The sequence below is a fragment of the Antarcticimicrobium luteum genome (assembly GCF_004358185.1).
Classification (GTDB): Bacteria; Pseudomonadota; Alphaproteobacteria; order Rhodobacterales; family Rhodobacteraceae; genus Antarcticimicrobium; species Antarcticimicrobium luteum.
In genome coordinates, this window is record NZ_SMUV01000069.1 from 69,621 (window position 1) to 86,759 (window position 17,139).

The window sequence follows — 17,139 nt, forward strand, 5'->3', positions numbered from 1 at the left end:
GTCGGGATCAGACGATCCTGGCCCTGCGGTCGAGCCATGCGACGGCGCGGCCGGTGACATAGATGATGATCATGTAGAGAAGGCCCGATATCAGGAACATCTCGAACGGTTTGTAGGTCGAGCCGATATAACGCTGCGCGGTATAGGTCAGTTCCACCACCGAGATCGCGGCGACCAGCGCGGTGCCCTTGATCAGCGCGTTGATGTTCACCCCCAGCGGGCGGATCATCAGCCGCATCGCCTGCGGCAGCACCACCTTGCGGAAGGTTTGCAGCCGGCTCATCCCCAGGGTGCGGGCGGCCTCGACCTGGCCCTTGTCGATGGCGATGATGGCGCCGCGGATCGTTTCGGTCATATAGGCGCCGATATTGACACCCAGCCCGATCACACCGGCCTCGAAGGCATCGAGCTGGATGCCGATCTGCGGGCCGCCGAAATACAGGATGAAAAGCTGGATCAGCGCCGGCGTGCCGCGGATGAAACTGACATAGGCGGCGCCGACATAGCGCAGCACCTTGAGGCGCGACAGCCGCGCCGCGGCCCCGAGCGATCCGCAGATCAGGCCCAGGATCGTCGTCAGGATCGAAAGTTCGATGGTGACCCACGCCGCCTTTATGAAAAACGGGTAGACCTTCAGCATCAGTTCGACGTCCATTGGCCCTGTCCCCGCGTCAGTGGTGGTCGGTACGTGTCAGAATCGGCAGCGCGCGGATCTCGCGCACCAGCGCCGTGGTCTCCTCGACGGCAGCGCGCAGAAAGGCCGCGCCGGTCTCTGGCGTGGCGACGGTCGGATCGCCCATGGTACCGTCCGGCGAGGCCTCGGACCACCAGCGCATCAGCATCGCCTTGCCGCCGCCCTTGGCCAGATCGAGGTTGAAGAATTTCGTATTCGGATCGTGCAGGTTCTGATTGGCGGCCTTGCTGAGATCCACGTGCTCGGGCTGCAGATGCATGTACATCGCCGCCTCGAACTCGCCCGCGTGGGCGATACCGCCAACCTCGGATTTGCGGATTTCGTTCACCCGGTCGGCGCAGAGGTTCCAGTAGGAGGCCGAGACGCAGATGATCCCGGTCTCGATCACCGTCTTGCGCGCCGCCAGATCCAGAACCGGGTGGTTCGATCCATGCGAGTTCAGCAGCAGGATGCGGCGAAAGCCGTGATGGGCGAGCGATTTGGTGATGTCGGTGACAAAGGCGATCAGGGTTTCCGGCTGGATCCAGATCACGCCCGGGAAATCCTTGTGATGCTCGTTGAACCCATAGGGGACCGGCGGCATCACGAAGACCTCGTCCGGGGCGGCCTCTGCCACGCCATTAGCCACCGCCATGCCCAGCACCGTATCGGTGTCGAGCGGCATATGCGGGCCGTGATCCTCGGTCGCCGAGACGTTGAGGATGACAACGCGGTCCTTGTCCGCATCGCGGACCTCTTCCCAGGTGAGTTTCCCGTAGTCCGTTGTCATGAGAGCCCCTGCAAATTCCGTCGTTTTTTGTGGGGTCCGCCGCGCACGGCGGACCCGGTTTTCCGTATTTTCCGTACCCGCCTCAGCGGATGTCGGCGCCGATCCACTTTTCGGCGATCGCGACATAGGTGCCGTCTTCCATCATCGAATCGAGGGCCTCCTGCATCGCGGCGGCGAGTTTGGGGTTGCCTTCGCGGATCGCGATACCGGCGCCGATCGCGTCGGTTTCAAGATCGTCGAGAATTGCGAATTCCTGGCCCTTTTCGGTCATCGCGAGGATCGCCGCGATCGAGTCGTTGACGATCACGTCGACGCGGCCGTTGTCCAGTTCGAGCAGAAGCTCGGGCAGCCCCTTGTAGGTGCTGACGTTGTAGCCCAGATCCTTGGCCCATTCCTCGTGCGTTTCGCCCAGGGTCACGCCGACCTTGACGTCGCCCAGTTGCGACACGCTGGTGATGCCGCTGCCGGGCTTGGTGAACACCGCGCGCTTGGTGGTGTAGTAGGGGCCGACGAAATCCACCACCTTGTCACGTTCCTCGGTGATCGACATCGAGCCGACGATGGCGTCGTACTTGTTGGCCAGAAGGCCGCCGATGATGCCATCCCAGGCGGTGGTGATGATTTCGACCTCGAGGCCCATGCGCTTGGCGATCTCGGTGCCGATGGCCGGGTCGAAGCCGACCACTTCGTTCTGTTCGTTGACAAAGTTGAACGGCGGGTAGGCGCCGCTCATGGCGATGCGGATCACGCCCTTTTCCTTGATGGTGTCCAGCTCCTCGGCCATGGCCGCGCCGGTCGTCCCGAGCCCGGCCAGCATCAGCGCGCTGGCGGCCAGAGTCGTCTTGATCAAAGTTCTGCGGTTGGTCATCTTCTTCTCCCGATTTTGCTTTTGTATCCTTGCGCGGCTGCGGGCCGGGACTGTGAGCCCGCGTATGACCGCTGCCTTGCAAAAGGCTTGCATGGGGGCTTCACATAAAGCAAATAGATATTAGAAATCTTTATCATTGTCGAAATCTATGAAAAACACCTACAGCCAACGGTTTCCCTGGAACCTGGACTGGAACCTGCTGCGCACCTTCATGGTGATCGTCGAGCAACAGGGCGTGACCAAGGCTGCCGATTTTCTCGGGCTGAAACAGCCCACGATCAGTTCGGCCCTGCGCCGGCTGGAGGAGTCCACCGGCCATCATCTGGTGGAACGCGGGCCGCATCGGTTCACGGTCACGGCGGCGGGGCGAACGCTCTATTCCGAATGCTCGACGATCTTCGGCGCGGTCTCGCAACTGCCTGAACTGCTTGAGGCCGAGGAGGAGGAGCTGTCGGGCCACGTCAATATCGCGCTGACCAGCCATGTGGTCTCGCCGCATTTCGATGGGGTGCTGGAGGCGTTTCACGCGCGCCATTCCAAGGTCACCTATTCCATCGTGGTGGCCGAAAGCTCGGATGTGGTCACATTGGTGCGGCAGAACCGCGCCAGCCTCGGGGTGTGCCTGCTGAACAAGATCCCGGCCGAGCTCGAGGCGCGGATCCTGTTCCGGGAATATTTCGGCCTTTATTGCGGGCCGCGTCACCGTCTGTTCTCGAAACCGAGGATCGACATAGGCGATCTGGTGGGCGAATACTCGGTCGCCTTCCAGACCGAGATCGAGGGCGGGCCGCTCGATCTGGTGTCGGGGCTGCGCCACCGCGCGCGGCTGGCGCCGGGCCTCAAGGGCGTGTCGGCCAACCTGCCCGAGGTGCGGCGCATGATCATTTCCAATATCGGTATCGGCGCGCTGCCGGTCCATGTGGCCGGGCGCGACGTGACGCTGGGCCTGCTGCGGCAATTGCCGCCCTATAGCAAGCTGCCAGCGGTCAATGCGTATCTGCTGACCAACCCGCGCCGCAGCCTGTCCCCGCCCGAGGCGGCGCTGCTGGAGATGTATACCGAGATGATCGATCAGACCGATCTGAAGGCGCGGACCTATCAATAGGCGCCGGAGCCGGGCAATATGGCCGAAACATGCAGGGACAACGCAGGTGAGCAGGGCGGCACTGATCCTACGATACGGCGGCTTCGCGGCGATCGCGACGCTGGCCAACCTTGGGGCGCAGCGGGCGATCTTTGCGCTGTTGCCGGCGGGGCAGGCGCGGCTGATCGCGGCGCTGGTCTGCGGCACCGCGGTGGGGCTGGTGGTGAAATACCTGCTCGACAAGCGCTGGATTTTTCATGACCGGCTGCGCCCGGTGCGCGAGGAGACGCGGACCTTTTCCCTCTATACCCTCACCGGGGTGGGGACCACGGCGCTGTTCTGGGGCGTTGAAAGCCTGTTCTGGGCCCTCTGGCACACGCAAACGATGCGCGAGCTGGGCGCGGTGCTGGGTCTGACCGCCGGCTATGTGATCAAGTATAATCTGGACAAGCGGTTCGTGTTCCGGGGCGCGTGACAACGGATCAGCGGTGCGCCCCGGCGCGGGCGCGCCGATGAAATGTCGTGCGGACTTGGCCGCGACAGAGCGCTCCATTCAGGAGGTGCAGCGCTAGCCTCCGGTCCGCCGCTTGCGCCGCTTTCCCTTTGGGGCAACCGGACGCCGACCTCACAGGGCCAGAATCACCATTCCGACGCCGAGCGCCGCGATCAGCAGGCCGGTGCGGTCATGGGTAACGAACTGGATCGGATCGTAATTCTCCCGCCCCAGCTCGCTCAGCCGGACCACCCGGAACAGCCATAGCGCCAACGGCAGCACCGCGACGGCGAGAATGCTCTGCGACTGGTAAAGCCCGGCCGAATGGCCGCTGAATGCATAGATCAGGAACAGTGCGGCGCTGAGCCCGACACCGGCGGCGGCGACCCATTCCAGCGCCCGAAAATCGCCCGCGCCATAGCCGCGCCCGGGCAGCTTGCCGCGATTCACCGCGCGCGCCAGCGCCGTCATCCGCTTGACGCAGGCCAGCGTGAAGAACACCGCAAAGACGAACCCCAGAACCACGCCCGGGACCGCAACCTGCGCTGCGACGGCCCCGGTCAGCACCCGCAGCAGGAACATGAACGCCAGACTGGCAAGGTCGATCCAGCGGCGTTTCTTGAGCCAGAAGGAGTAGGTCAGACTGGTTCCCATGTAGAGCAGGGTCAGACCGGCCACAGGCGGTCCGGCCAGGCGCGCCAGCAGCAGCGCCAGCAGCACCAGACCGGCGCTGGCCAGCATCGCACTGCGGATCGGCAGCGCGCCCGAGGCGATCGGGCGGTTGCGCTTTTCCGGGTGCAGACGGTCGGCTTCGAGATCGAGCAGATCGTTGAGGATATAAATCGACGAGGCGCCGATGGAAAAGGCCACCGCCGCCAGCAACGCGGCCAGCACGGTCGCCGCGCCGAACTCATGCGCCACCAGCAGCGGCAGGAACAGCAGCAGGTTCTTGATCCATTGATGCGGGCGCATCTCGCGCCAGAGCGGGGCAGCGCCGGCCCGGTCCTCGACGATCTTCAGCGGTTTGCCCATCGCCTCGAGCCGGGAGCGCAGCGCGCGGCCGGGCGCGACGGCGATGATCCGCCGCGCCGCGCCCCAGGCGGGCAGATCGGCATTGGAGTTGCCGGCATAATCGAACCCGCCGGCGCCGAACCGCGCGACCAGCGCCTGCGCCTTGGTCTCTTCGGTGAGGTTACGACTGCCGTCCGAGCCGAAATGGTCCCCCGGCAGATCGAGCCGCCGCGCCACCGCCTCGACCAGCCCGTGATCGGAACCCGAGGCAAGGTGGACCGGTCGGCCGTCCCGCCGCGCCGCCTCGGCCAGCGCCACGATCTCGGGGCGCAGCGGCAAAAGCGCCACCTCCGGCGCGCCGATCCCGCGCAGCGCCTGCTTGAGACGGTTGGGCGCACGCCAGAGCGTTGCGCAGGTTTTCAGCGTTCCGAAAAGATCACGCCCCATCGCCGCCCAGAAGCTTTCGTAAAGCATATCGGTGCGCAAGAGCGTGCCGTCCACATCCAGCACCAGCGGGGTGGCGTCGGGGGCATCGTTTGGCTTCGGTTCTGTCATGCACCTGCTCTGGTCTGCTGCGCCGGGTACGGGCGGATCGCCCGACGAATTCCCGACAATATAGGGTCTCTCTACCGCCGGCGGAACAGCGATCACTTGACACAGGTCATATCCCCGATGCCACGATACACTCAGGATGCCCGAGGAATGACCGTGCCGCCGCCGATGGCCCGCGCGGGGAAAGGAAAGACGAAAAACCATGGCAAAGCAACGATTTCTCGTGACCGGCGGGGCGGGCTTCATGGGGATCAACCTGATCCGGTACCTGCTGGAGCGCGGCCATGAGGTGCGCAGCTATGATATCGCCCCCTTTGCCTATCCCGAGGCGGACCGGGTCGATGTGCTGCAGGGCGACATCCGTGAAAAGGGCCTGCACGACCGTGCCTTCGAGGGCATCGACGTGGTGGTCCATTGCGCCGCCGCGCTGCCGCTGGCCGACCCGTCGGAGATCCATTCCACCAATGTGGGCGGCACGCTGTCGCTGCTGGAGACGGCGGAGGAGCTGGGCACCGACCGCTTCATCCATATATCCAGCACCGCCGTCTATGGCATCCCCGATCACCACCCGCTGACCGAAGAGGATGCGATGTACGGCGTCGGCCCCTATGGCGAATCCAAGGTTGCGGCCGAGCATCTGTGCGCCGAGTTTCGCGCCCGCGGTCTGTGCCTGCCGATCATCCGGCCCAAATCCTTTGTCGGGCCCGAGCGGCTGGGCGCCTTCGAGTTGCTTTATGATTTCGCCTTTGACGGCCATAATTTTCCGGTGCTGGGCAAGGGCGACAACCTCTATCAGCTTCTCGATGTCGAGGATCTGTGCCAGGCGGTCTATCTTTGCGCGACCGGAGACAAGACGGCGGTGAACGACACCTTCAACGTCGGTGCCGCGAAATTCGGCAGTCTGCGCGACAGTTTTCAGGCGGTGCTGGACCGGGCCGGGCACGGCAAGCGGATCATCGGATTTCCCGCCGGGCCCGCCATCGCGCTGCTGCGCGGGCTGGAGGCGCTGCACCTCTCGCCGCTTTACAAATGGATTTACGAGACCGCCGCCAAGGACAGCTTTGTCAGCATCGACAAGATCACCGAACGGCTGGGGTATGCGCCCGAGCATTCCAATGCCGAGGCGCTGGTGCGCAATTACGACTGGTATGTGGACAACCGGGGCGCGATCGCCAAACAGGCGGGCGTGTCCCATCGTGTGCCGTGGAAGAAGGGCGCGCTGAAACTGATCCGGCTGGTATTGTGATGCAGCAGAGGGAGGGGATGATGCAGGAGATTGCAAAGGGGCTGGGCGGCCTGGCTTTGACTTTGACGGCGGCGCTGGCGCTGACGGGCGCGGCGCGGGCGCAGACCGCCGACACGCTGGTAGCACAGCGCGCCGCCTATGACGCGGTGCGCGCCAAGACGATCCTGGAGCTGCAGCCCTTCCGCAACACGGTGACGGCCACGGACGCGGCGGCGGGGCTGGAGATCACCCTGATCGACCTCAATCCCAATGTCGGGGCCTGGTATCTGTTGCAGACCCGCAGCGGCGCGAACAAGGCGCCGGCAAATTATCATCTGGAGAATCCTGCCCCCGGACAACGGCGGGTGACGCTGGATCCCGCCGGCCCGGCGCTGGTGGTGGACGGGACGCGCTGCCGGCCCTGGGCGGGCGAGACGCTGGCGCAGGTCCGGGCGACCGGGCTGGCCTATGCGCCGGTCTGCGACGGCAAGCTCTATCTGCGCAACAAGGTCAGCGGCGCGCGCACCACGCTGGAGGCGACGGCGGAGTTTCTGCGCGACAATGTTTGGGGCGGCGAAAATATCGTGCGCTTTGTGCGCGACAATTTCTTCAAGGATTCCCAACTGGAAACCGGCGAGGCGGTGGGCAGCGCCGCGGTTGGCGGAGCGGCGGCCGGACCGGCGCCGATGCTGACCAATTTCGCCCCGGGCGAGCGGCCGGTGATCTCGACCCTTCTGGACATGGCGCTGGAGGGGGGCGATCCAAAACGGATGGCGGTCGGGCTGTGGTATCCGGTCTCGGGCCTGCCAGGGGTCTTCGCCAGCACGTTCCAGCCACGCTATATCGCCGATGCGGTGATGCAGGGGCCGGGGGTGGCGAACCGCCTCGACGGGATCGAGGCCGGCGCCACCGGCTATATGATCGGTTTTGACATGGGCCAGTTCGACATCGGCTTTGCGGTCGGCACCGATCACCCGGCTCTGGGCTGGTCGCCGCGCCCGCCCTGGAATGTCCGGCCCAAGGGGCTGCCCGGACCGGACGGGGTGCGCAACGCCGATCCGCTGGTGATGCTGGGCATGGTCAACCCCGAGATCGCCGACCGGGCGGTGGCGACCTTCACCGCCGGGTTCAAACGTCAGCATGGCGCGTTCAAATACGGGGATATGGCCGGGTTCAACTATGGCCATCACTACGGGTTCATCGAAAAGGGTGTCGTGCTCAGCAAGCTTTGGCCGGGCCTCTCGACGCTCTACGCGCTGACCGACGGCAGCCTGCACATGAAGACCTGGACCAAGGCCGACGACGCGCTGCTGCCGCGGATCAGCTTTGCCCGCCAGAACGGTGTGCCGATCCTTGAGTTCGATCCTGAAACGGACATGGGCGTGCCCGGCGACCGGGTGACGAAATGGGGGCCGGGCAATTGGTCCGGCTCGGCCAAGGCCGAGCTGCGGACCCTGCGCGCCGGCGCCTGCATGGCCCGCGCCCAGGGCACCCGCTATCTGATCTATGGCTATTTCTCGACCGCCACGCCCTCGGCCATGGCGCGTACATTCCAGGCCTATGGCTGCGATTACGCCATGCTGCTGGACATGAACGCGCTGGAGCATACCTATCTGGCCGTTTACGCGCGCCAGGGCGGCCAGGTGCATGTGGAGCATCTGGTACCCGGCATGGCCCTGATCGAAAAGAAGGTCAGCGGCGGAACCATCCTGCCCCGTTTCATCGGCTTTGCCGACAACCGCGACCTGTTCTATCTGACCCGGAAGGAGGCGCCGAAATGATCCGCGCAACGCTTGCCGCCGCCGTGATCGCACTGGCCGGCCTCACCATGCCCGCCGACGCCCAGACCACGCTACAACAGGCCAATGCGGCGCTGTTCCAGCAATTGAAACAGGTGCACGGGCTGTCCGCCGCGCAGATGGCCCGGGTGCAGGAGATATTTGCCCGCTCCGGCTTCATGGGGCAGGGCAACCCGGAGATCACCCGCCACCCGATGACGCCGGAGCAATGCCGCGCGCGCCTGCCCTCGGGCGGCTATGCCAATTCCCGCAACGAACGGATCTGCGGCGACAAGTACATGGCGCCGCTCTATGATCCGCAGACCGAGAACGCCAATGACGCGCGCGCCTGCATCGACCAGTTCGAGTTTCCCAACATTCCCTGCACCTATCCGGTGGTCTGGGTAAAGGCCAAGGAGGCCGCCGAGGTCTGCGCCGCGGTCGGCAAACGGCTCTGCGATGCGCATGAATGGGAGGGCGCCTGCGCCGGCGCGCTGGAGCCGCCCGATTATCCCTTTGGCGCAGGCTCGGTCGCGGCGATGCGCAGCATTCACAACAACAAATACGCGGCCAGCGCCAATTGGGCTTATGGGCCGTCCTTCCGGCGTGGGATCTGCGCCCAGAACAGCGAAAAAAGCGGCTCCTGCGGTGGCGGCGGCTACAATTCCTGCGGCTCGAACACCTATCCCACCGGCGCCTTTCCCGGCTGTGTGAGCCCGCTGGGGGTCTACGATCAGCACGGTAACGCGGCCGAACATATGAACCTGCCGATGGCGCCCGACCAGATGTCGAGCCGCGGCAGCACCAAGCTGGGCGTGACCGAGATGAAGGGCAGCTGGTTCATCTGGGACAAGTATCGCGCCCATCCCGACTGGTGCCGCTGGCGCGCGCCCTATTGGCACGGCAGCCGCGTGATGGCGGCGGGCAGCCACGAGAATTACCACCTGGGGTTCCGCTGCTGCAAGACGATCAAGTGAGAGGCCAGTGACGGGGAGGCGCCTGTACCTGCGGATTCGCATCCCCTGAAACCGGAAACGGGCGCCGGAAGGGCGCCCGTTTCTGGTTTCGGCCGACGTGTCTCAGTATCGACTTGATTCAGTACAGGCTGGCCAGCAACCGTTCAGCGTTGCCGATCGGGCCCTCGCCGTTGACGATCAGGGCCAGATCCCGGTCCTGCATGATGTCCGACAGCGGCACCTGCTTGCCGTTGAGAAAGGCGGTGCGGCTGACCAGCCGGACGCCATGGCTGTAATCGGCATAGGAGGCGCCGTGCACGGTGCTCAGCGGCTGGATCGGCCTGCCGTTGATCCGGTGCCAGCCATAGATCGCCACGCGCCCCGGTTTTGACAGCAGCCGGTTGGTCAGCACGATGTCCTTTTTCTGGCCGGCGGTGAGGGCGCCGGCGTCGCGGCTGACGCGGGCGCGCTGCTGGTCCACGGTGCGGTCATGTTGCAGCAGATAGGCGGTCGAGGCCATCTTGCTGCCCGGCGTCATCGGGCTGGGCGCCACATGCACCTTGGCCTGGCTGTAGATTGCGTCGACCATCTTCGGGGTCGGCAACAAAAAGCCCAGCTCGCTCGCCACGCGGGCGGCCCCGGCCAGCCCCATCGGCACGCGGACAAAATCGCGGTCATCGCCCACCGACAGATAATCCGGGGTCACGCAGATGGTGATCAGGACTTGCGCGCCGCTCGCCAGCTTGCCGGCCAGGGTCACCGGCGTCAGGTGGCGCAGGAAGGAGGGCAGGTTGCCCGACAGCACCTGATCGACGATCGCCTGGTCGCGGGCCGGACCGCTGGCGGCCATCAGCTGTTCCATAAGCGCGCTGCCCGACGGCGCGCGCGCGGTGCGGTTCGGGATCTCGCGGGTCAGCGGCGCGGCGCAGCTTTCCGTGGCGGCGCGGGCCGGCAGTGTCGGGGCGAGGGCGATCAGGGCGGCGCCCAGAACCGGGGCGGCGGCGCGGCGCAGTATCGAACGAAACGGCATCTTGGCTAATCCTGCTCAGGAACATGGGGCTTTTCTATGCGCCCGTTATTGCCGGGACAGGCCCCGCGGCTCAAGCAATGGGGGAAACGCTGCGCGGCTTCCTGCCAAACCGGGCCGGGTTGCGCGGATTTTCGCCCAGACGGTTCCGCTTGCCGGCGGACATCCACGGCGTTTAGGCTTGCGTCCATGACACAGAATCCGCCCTCTCCCGATCTGGACCCCCGGCTCCTGTCGCGGCTGCAAGCGGGGGCGCAGGCGTTGCAGCCCTGGCTGGTGGGACGGCGGCGTTTGTTCCACAGCGCGCCCGAGCTGGGCTGGCAGGAGATCGAGACCACGGCGCAAATCGTCTCGGACCTGCGCGCCGGGGGATACGAGGTGATCGCCGGCCCCGATTTCCTGGGCGACGTGCCGCGGGCAGGCCTCAGCGCCGATCCGATCCCGGGCGAGGGCGATACCGGCTGCATCGCGGTTTTTGACAGCGGGCGGCCGGGGCCCACGGTCTGCCTGCGGGTGGATATCGACGCACTGCCGATCGAGGAGGCGCGCGGCAACCACGCGCCCGCCGCCGGCGGCTATGCCTCGGGCACCGTGGGGGTGATGCATGCCTGCGGCCACGACGGCCACGCCGCGATCGGGCTGGGCACCGCGCGTCTGTTGCGCGAGCATCTGAAAACCGGGCGCGGGCGGCTGAAACTGCTGTTCCAGCCCGCCGAAGAAGGCGGGCGCGGCGGCCGCGCGGTGGCCGAGGCCGGCTGGATGGACGATGTCGACCTGTTCTTTGCCATTCATCTCGGCTTGGGGGTGCCGACCGGGTCCGCCGCCTTTGCCGTGGACGGGTTTCTGGCCAATGCCCGCTATGACGTGACGCTGACCGGGCAGGCGGCGCACGCCGGCAAGACCCCCGAGGGCGGGCGCAACGCGCTGCTCGGCGCCGCGCAGGCGGTGCAGGGGCTGCACGGGCTGGCGCAGTCCAGCCGTCCGGGCATCCGGGTCAATGTTGGCATCCTGAGCGCCGGGACGGCTGTGAACATCGTGCCCGAGCGGGCCACCTTCGAGTTCGAGATGCGCGCCGGCGACAGCGAGGATCTGGCCACGCTCGACCGCCGTTGCCGCGCCATGATCGAGGGCGCGGCGATGGCCCACGGGCTCGACTGCGCGATGGAACCGATGGGCGGGGCCGAGGCCTGGAGCAACCCCGAGGCGATCGCCCGATGGGCCACGGCGGTGAACCGGACCGCCGGCGCCTTTGCCACCGCCCTGCCGGAGTTCTTCTTTGGCGCTAGCGAAGACGCCACCACGCTGGCGCGGCGTGTGGCGGCGCGCGGTGGGATGGCGGGGGTGTTCGTGCTGGGCGCGGATCTGGCGGACGACCACCACACCCCGCATTTCGATTTCGACGAGGCGGCGCTGTCGCGCAGCGTGTTGCTGACCAGCAGCCTGATCGCGGCGGCGATGGATCTGTCTGCGGCCGGGTAGGGCGGGCGTACCTCAGCCTTTGGATTTCAGCGCGATCATCCGGCCAAGATAGTCCACCGCCAGAGCCACTGTGGCGATTTGCGGGTAATCGCCCTCGGGAATATTGACCCCCAGCCGGTCGTGCAGCGCCGTCACCAAGTTGAGCACATCCATCGAATCCAGGGCCAGATCGGTCTGGATGTGATCATTGTCGCCCACGGTGTCGGCGTCGAGGTCCGGGGCGATGGCGACAAGCTCTTCCAGATAGGTCGTGCGGATCTCAGTCGGGGTCATAATCTCTCCGGCGCGGAAACAAGCGATATAAATTCGGTCAAAAATCCCGCGGCGATCCGGCCATCGGCGACCCGGTGATCGGCTGCCAGCGTTACCGTCAACACCTGACGCGGGATCACCTGCCCGTCAACCACCCAGGGGCGAAGCTGCGGTGCGCCGATGCCCAGAAGGGCCACCTGTGGCGGAAAAATAACCCCTGCCATCGCTTCGGGTCCGGTTTCACCCAATGCGGAAACCGTCAGCGTGCCTTGGGTCATTTCCGAATTGCGCAGCCGCCCGGCGCGCGCACGGCTGACCAGATCGCGCATCCCCGCCATGATCTGCGCCAGATCCATCGCTTCGGCCCCGATCAGCGCCGGCGCCACCAGCCCGCCGCCGCGCAGCGCCACCGCCAGACCGATATTGACTGTGTCCGATGGGCGGAACCCGTCCTCGTACCAGCCGTTGAGTTCCGGCACCGCGCGTGCCGCGCCGACCGCCGCGCGCAGGTAGAGGGCCGCCATCAGCAGCCGCTCGGCCGGCGGTTTGCCCGCGTTATGGGCGGTCAAGAAGTCCGCCGCCGGGGTCAGATCAAAGGTTTGCGACAGGTGGAAATGCGGGATCTCGCGGTTGGCGCGGCTCATCGCATTGGCGATGGCCTTGCGCATCTCGTCCAGGTCGAGACCGCGTCGGCGCGGTTTCTCCGGTTCGGGTGCGGGGGCAGGGGCGGCGGCCTCCACATCGGCCAGAACCACGGCGCCGCCCGGTCCGCTGCCGGTGAGCGCGGCCAGATCGACGCCCAGCGCCTGCGCCCGCACCCGCGCGGCGGGCGACGCGGCGATGCCGCCCGGCGGCAGTCCACCCGGCGGCAGTCCGCCCATCGGCGGGGCCTCCGGGGCCTTGGCAACCGGCGTTTCCGCCGCCGGGGCCTGCGATTTTCCTTCCGGCTCTGCCGCGTCCTCGCGTTCCGCGGCGATCACCGCCAGAGGTGCGCCCACCGGCAGTTCGGTGCCGACCCGCGCCGTCAGCTCCGTTACCGTGCCGCTCTCATAGACCTCGATCTCGATCGCGCCCTTTTGGGTTTCGACCACGGCGATCACATCGCCGCGCGTCACCGTATCGCCCGGCTGCACCAGCCATTCGGCCAGCACGGCGGACTCCATGTCCGAGCCGAGCGAGGGCATCCGGAATACCCCCATATCAGCGCCCCATCGCGGCGCGGGCCGCTGCAACGATGGCGGCGACCTGTGGGATCGCGGCCTGTTCCAGGTGATGCGGATAGGGAATCGGCACCTCCGCCGAGCAGACCCGGCCCACTGGCGCATCCAGCGACCAGAACGCCTGTTCCATGATCCGGGCCGAAACCTCGGCGGCGAGCGATCCGCTGCGCCAGCCCTCGTCCACCACCACCGCGCGGCGGGTCTTGGTCAGCGAGGCCATGATGGTTTCGTCGTCCAGCGGCCGCAGGCTGCGCAGGTCGATCACCTCGGCGCTGATACCCTCATCGGCCAGCGCCCCGGCCGCCTCCAGCGTCTTGTAAAGCGAGCCGCCGTAGGTGATCAGGCTGACGTCGGAGCCGGGTCGTCGGACCGCGGCGCGGGTGATGTCGACGGGCCCGGCGGCCTTGTCCAATTCGCCCTTCAAATTGTACAACATCACGTTCTCGAAGATCAGCACCGGATCGGGGTCGGCCAGCGCGGTGGCCAGCATCCCGCGCGCATCCTCCAGCGTGGCGGGCGCCAGCACCCGCAGCCCGGGGATATGCGCATACCAGCCCTCCAGCGAGTGCGAATGTTGCGCGGCCAGTTGCTTGCCCGCGCCGGTGGCCATGCGGATCACCAGCGGCACACCGAACTGGCCGCCGGACATATGCCGAAGCGTTGCCGCCGTGTTCATGATCTGATCCAGCGCCAGCAGAGAGAAGTTCACCGTCATCAGCTCGACGATGGGCCGCATCCCCGCCGCAGCCGCCCCGATCCCAAGCCCGGTATAGCCCGATTCCGAAAGAGGCGTGTCGCGGATGCGGTCGGGGCCGAACTCCTCCATCAGCCCCATGGAGACCGCATAGCAGCCGCCATAGGCGCCGACGTCCTCGCCCATCAGAAACACACGATCGTCTTGCTCCATCGCCTCGCGCAGCGCGGCGCGGACGGCCTCGCGATAGGTCGTCTCGATGGTCTCGCCCGAGGGCGCGGCCGGGGCTGGCGAGGGGGCGGGCGGGGCCGTGACATGGCGGGTGAGATCCTCCACCGGCTCCCAACTGCCGGCCTCGGCGAAGTCCACCGCCTTCTCGATCTCGGCGTCCACCTGCGACTCGATCCCGGCGATGGTGTCTTCGTGGATCAGGCCGGTTTCCAGCAGCCAGGTCTGGAACCGCTTGATCGGCCCGCGTTTGCGCCAGGCCTCGACCTCCGCTTTGTCGCGATAGAGCTGGGCGTCGAACATGGAATGCGCCCGGAAGCGGTAAGTGCGGCATTCGAGCAGCTGCGGCGCGCCGGTCTCGCGGATGCGGGCCAGCGCCCGTTTCGCGGCGACCTCGACGGCGATCACATCCATGCCGTCGACCGCTTCCGCCTCGATGCCATAGGCCGCGGCCTTGGCGTGGATGTCGGTCTGGGATTCCGAGCGGTCGAGCGCGGTGCCCATGGCATAGCCGTTGTTCTCGCAGACAAACAGAACCGGCAGGCGCCACAGCGCGGCGAGGTTCATGGTCTCGTGAAACTCGCCCTCGGCGACCGCGCCCTCGCCAAAGAAACAGACGGTGACGCGATCCTCGCCCCGCATCCGGTCGGCCAGAGCCAGCCCGCCGGCCAGCGGCAGGCCGCCGCCGACGATGGCGTTGCCGCCGTAGAAGTTCCGGTCCGCATCGAACAGATGCATGGAGCCGCCGCGCCCGCCCGAGCAACCCTCGGCCTTGCCGTACATCTCGGCCATCAGTTCGGGCATTGGCACGCCGCGCACCAGCGCGTGACCGTGTTCGCGGTAGGTGGCGACGATCCGGTCCCGCTCGGCCATCAGCGGGATGATGCCCGCCGCGATCGCCTCTTCCCCGTCATAGAGGTGCAGGAACCCGCGGATCTTTTCCTGGGTGTAGAGCTGGGCGCATTTATCCTCGAACCGGCGGATGCGGATCATGTGGACCAAGAGGTCGGTCACATGGGCGCGGTCGAGGTGCGGTTTGTCCTGTGCTGTCATGTCTCGTCGCTTTCCAGGGTGGAGGTGTCGCCCTCGGGCAGGCCCAGTTCTCGCGCCTTCAGCAGGCGGCGCATGATCTTGCCCGAGCGGGTCTTGGGCAGGGTATTGCGGAACACCACCGCGCGCGGGGCCACCGCCGCGCCGAGACGCTTGCGCGCGTGGCCGCGCAGTTCCCGTTCCAGCGCGTCGGAGGGTTCAAAGCCGGGGTTGAGGGTGACATAGGCCTTGACGATTTCACCGGCGGTCTCGTCGGGGATGCCGATCACACCGGCCTCGGCCACGGCGGGATGTTCGATCAGGGCGCTTTCCACCTCGAACGGGCCGATCAGGTGGCCGGAGGATTTGATCAGGTCGTCGGCGCGGCCGACGAACCAATAGTAGCCGTCCATGTCGCGGGTGGCCAGATCGCCGGAGAGATACCAGCCGTCCCTGAAACATTTGTCGTAGCGGGCCTGCTCGTGCAGGTATTCGCGCATCATCGAGGGCCAGCCGGGGCGCAGGGCCAGTTCGCCGATCTCGCCCGTGCCGCATTCGCGCAGCGGGCCGTCGTCCTGGGCGACGATCCCCGCCTCGATTCCCGGCAGCGGTTTGCCCATGGAGCCGGGTTTGACGGTCATTCCCGGTGTATTGCCGATCATGATGCCGCCCGTTTCGGTCTGCCACCAGTTGTCATGGAACGGCCGGCCGAAGACCTGCTGCGACCAGATCACCGCCTCAGGGTTCAGCGGCTCGCCCACGCTGGCGAGAAAGCGGAGGGAGGAGAAGTCGTAGGGCTTCGCGGCCTCGGCGCCCGCACGCATCATCATGCGGATGGCGGTGGGGGCGGAGTACCAGACCTCAACCTTTTCCCGCTCGACCGTTCCGTACCAACGGTCAAGCTCGAACTCGGCCGCGTCCACGATCATTGTTACCCGGTTCACGAGGGGTGCGATGATCCCGTAGGAGGTGCCGGTTACCCAGCCGGGATCGGCGGTGCACCAGTAAATCGTGCCGGGGCTCAGCCCCAGCGCCTCGCGTCCCGAAAAGGCGTGATAGATCGCCGCGCCGTGCACATGCACCGCGCCCTTGGGCCGGCCGGTGGTGCCGGAGGTGAAATGGATCAGCGCCGGGGTATCCTCGCCCGTTTGCGCCGCCTCGTACTCTGGCGCGGCGGCCTCCAGCGCAGGGCCGAGGGCGACGCAGCCCTCGGGCGCCTCACCATCGGCGATCAGTACCAGTTTCAGCGACGGGATCTTGTCGCGCCAAGGGGCGATCTTGCGCCGGTAGATCGCGGCGGTGGTCAGCAGAACGTTGCATTCGCCGATCTCCATCCGGGTCTGGATCGGCTCCGGCCCGAAGGCGGAAAACAGCGGCGTGAAGATCAGCCCCGCCTTAAGCGTGCCGAGTGCACCGGCGTAAAGCGCCGGGTCGCGCCCCATCAGCGCATAGAGCCGGTCGCCCGGTTGCATCCCATGGGCCCGCAGCACATTGGCGAACCGCGAGGAGAGCTGCGACAACTCCGCGTAGCTGACGTCACGGCGGCCGCCGTCCGGACCCAGCCAGCGCAGGGCGACCTGATCGCCATGGCCGTGGATCACGTGGCGATCCACCGCCTCGTACCCGATGTTGAGATGTCCGCCGGGCCGGTCGAGCATATCGCGCGCCTGTGCCCAGGGGGCGGCATCGGATGCCGGTCCGTCCGGTTGCGTCCGCATGTGCTGTCTCCTCCCGCTCCGAAGAGTTCTAGCAGAGGTTGGCGCGCGCCATGATGCAAATC

15 protein-coding genes are annotated in these 17,139 nt (G+C 66.6%); 6 read left to right on the plus strand and 9 right to left on the minus strand.

Annotated elements, in window-relative coordinates; all coding sequences use genetic code 11:
- Positions 1-7: 7 nt before the first annotated feature.
- From E1832_RS14225 to E1832_RS14235, 3 genes are all read right to left on the minus strand, one after another.
- Positions 8-655, minus strand: coding sequence for an amino acid ABC transporter permease (locus tag E1832_RS14225; protein WP_133360430.1), 648 nt, complete (start codon positions 653-655; stop codon positions 8-10).
- A 16-nt stretch (positions 656-671) separates the two neighbouring features.
- The gene (locus E1832_RS14230; protein ID WP_165978900.1) at positions 672-1,463 is read right to left on the minus strand and encodes a creatininase family protein; all 792 of its coding nucleotides are present in this window, start codon (positions 1,461-1,463) and stop codon (positions 672-674) included.
- Positions 1,464-1,545: 82 nt separating this feature from the next.
- Positions 1,546-2,331 carry a transporter substrate-binding domain-containing protein gene (locus tag E1832_RS14235; protein WP_133360432.1) on the minus strand — a complete coding sequence of 262 codons (786 nt, stop codon included), beginning with the start codon at positions 2,329-2,331 and terminating at the stop codon, positions 1,546-1,548.
- Between the two features lie 148 nt (positions 2,332-2,479).
- On the opposite strand from E1832_RS14235, the gene E1832_RS14240 reads away from it, so the two are divergent.
- Positions 2,480-3,436 (plus strand): LysR family transcriptional regulator, encoded by a 957-nt coding sequence (locus E1832_RS14240; RefSeq protein ID WP_133360433.1) that lies wholly within the window; start codon positions 2,480-2,482, stop codon positions 3,434-3,436.
- Between the two features lie 46 nt (positions 3,437-3,482).
- Positions 3,483-3,890 (plus strand): GtrA family protein, encoded by a 408-nt coding sequence (locus E1832_RS14245; RefSeq protein ID WP_133360434.1) that lies wholly within the window; start codon positions 3,483-3,485, stop codon positions 3,888-3,890.
- 150 nt (positions 3,891-4,040) lie between these two features.
- Here the strand turns inward: E1832_RS14245 and E1832_RS14250 are convergent, their stop codons facing one another.
- Positions 4,041-5,474, minus strand: a complete 1,434-nt coding sequence (locus E1832_RS14250) for a UbiA family prenyltransferase (protein ID WP_165978901.1) — start codon at positions 5,472-5,474, stop codon at positions 4,041-4,043.
- A 199-nt stretch (positions 5,475-5,673) separates the two neighbouring features.
- On the opposite strand from E1832_RS14250, the gene E1832_RS14255 reads away from it, so the two are divergent.
- Genes E1832_RS14255 through E1832_RS14265 form a run of 3 tightly spaced genes read left to right on the plus strand, consistent with a single transcriptional unit; the run spans position 5,674 to position 9,451 of the window.
- Positions 5,674-6,717, plus strand: a complete 1,044-nt coding sequence (locus E1832_RS14255) for an NAD-dependent epimerase/dehydratase family protein (protein WP_133360436.1) — start codon at positions 5,674-5,676, stop codon at positions 6,715-6,717.
- Positions 6,718-6,737: 20 nt separating this feature from the next.
- Positions 6,738-8,477 (plus strand): hypothetical protein, encoded by a 1,740-nt coding sequence (locus E1832_RS14260; protein WP_133360437.1) that lies wholly within the window; start codon positions 6,738-6,740, stop codon positions 8,475-8,477.
- Positions 8,474-9,451: an SUMF1/EgtB/PvdO family nonheme iron enzyme gene (locus E1832_RS14265; protein ID WP_133360438.1), complete on the plus strand. Its 978-nt coding sequence runs from the start codon at positions 8,474-8,476 to the stop codon at positions 9,449-9,451. The genes E1832_RS14260 and E1832_RS14265 overlap by 4 nt, the downstream gene beginning before the upstream one ends.
- A gap of 118 nt (positions 9,452-9,569) precedes the next feature.
- Here E1832_RS14265 and E1832_RS14270 read toward each other — a convergent pair whose 3' ends face one another.
- Positions 9,570-10,460, minus strand: coding sequence for a hypothetical protein (locus E1832_RS14270; RefSeq protein ID WP_133360439.1), 891 nt, complete (start codon positions 10,458-10,460; stop codon positions 9,570-9,572).
- Between the two features lie 186 nt (positions 10,461-10,646).
- On the opposite strand from E1832_RS14270, the gene E1832_RS14275 reads away from it, so the two are divergent.
- Positions 10,647-11,936 (plus strand): amidohydrolase, encoded by a 1,290-nt coding sequence (locus tag E1832_RS14275; protein WP_165978902.1) that lies wholly within the window; start codon positions 10,647-10,649, stop codon positions 11,934-11,936.
- 12 nt (positions 11,937-11,948) lie between these two features.
- Here the strand turns inward: E1832_RS14275 and E1832_RS14280 are convergent, their stop codons facing one another.
- Genes E1832_RS14280 through acsA form a run of 4 tightly spaced genes read right to left on the minus strand, consistent with a single transcriptional unit; the run spans position 11,949 to position 17,077 of the window.
- Positions 11,949-12,209 carry an acyl carrier protein gene (locus tag E1832_RS14280; RefSeq protein ID WP_133360441.1) on the minus strand — a complete coding sequence of 87 codons (261 nt, stop codon included), beginning with the start codon at positions 12,207-12,209 and terminating at the stop codon, positions 11,949-11,951.
- Entirely contained in the window at positions 12,206-13,387 is a 1,182-nt protein-coding gene (locus E1832_RS14285) for a dihydrolipoamide acetyltransferase family protein (RefSeq protein ID WP_133360442.1), read from the minus strand. Before E1832_RS14285 ends, E1832_RS14280 begins: the two co-directional genes overlap by 4 nt.
- Before the next feature lies 1 nt (position 13,388).
- The gene (pdhA, locus tag E1832_RS14290; RefSeq protein WP_133360443.1) at positions 13,389-15,383 is read right to left on the minus strand and encodes a pyruvate dehydrogenase (acetyl-transferring) E1 component subunit alpha; all 1,995 of its coding nucleotides are present in this window, start codon (positions 15,381-15,383) and stop codon (positions 13,389-13,391) included.
- Entirely contained in the window at positions 15,380-17,077 is a 1,698-nt protein-coding gene (gene acsA, locus E1832_RS14295) for an acetate--CoA ligase (RefSeq protein WP_133360444.1), read from the minus strand. Before acsA ends, pdhA begins: the two co-directional genes overlap by 4 nt.
- Positions 17,078-17,139 lie beyond the last annotated feature (62 nt).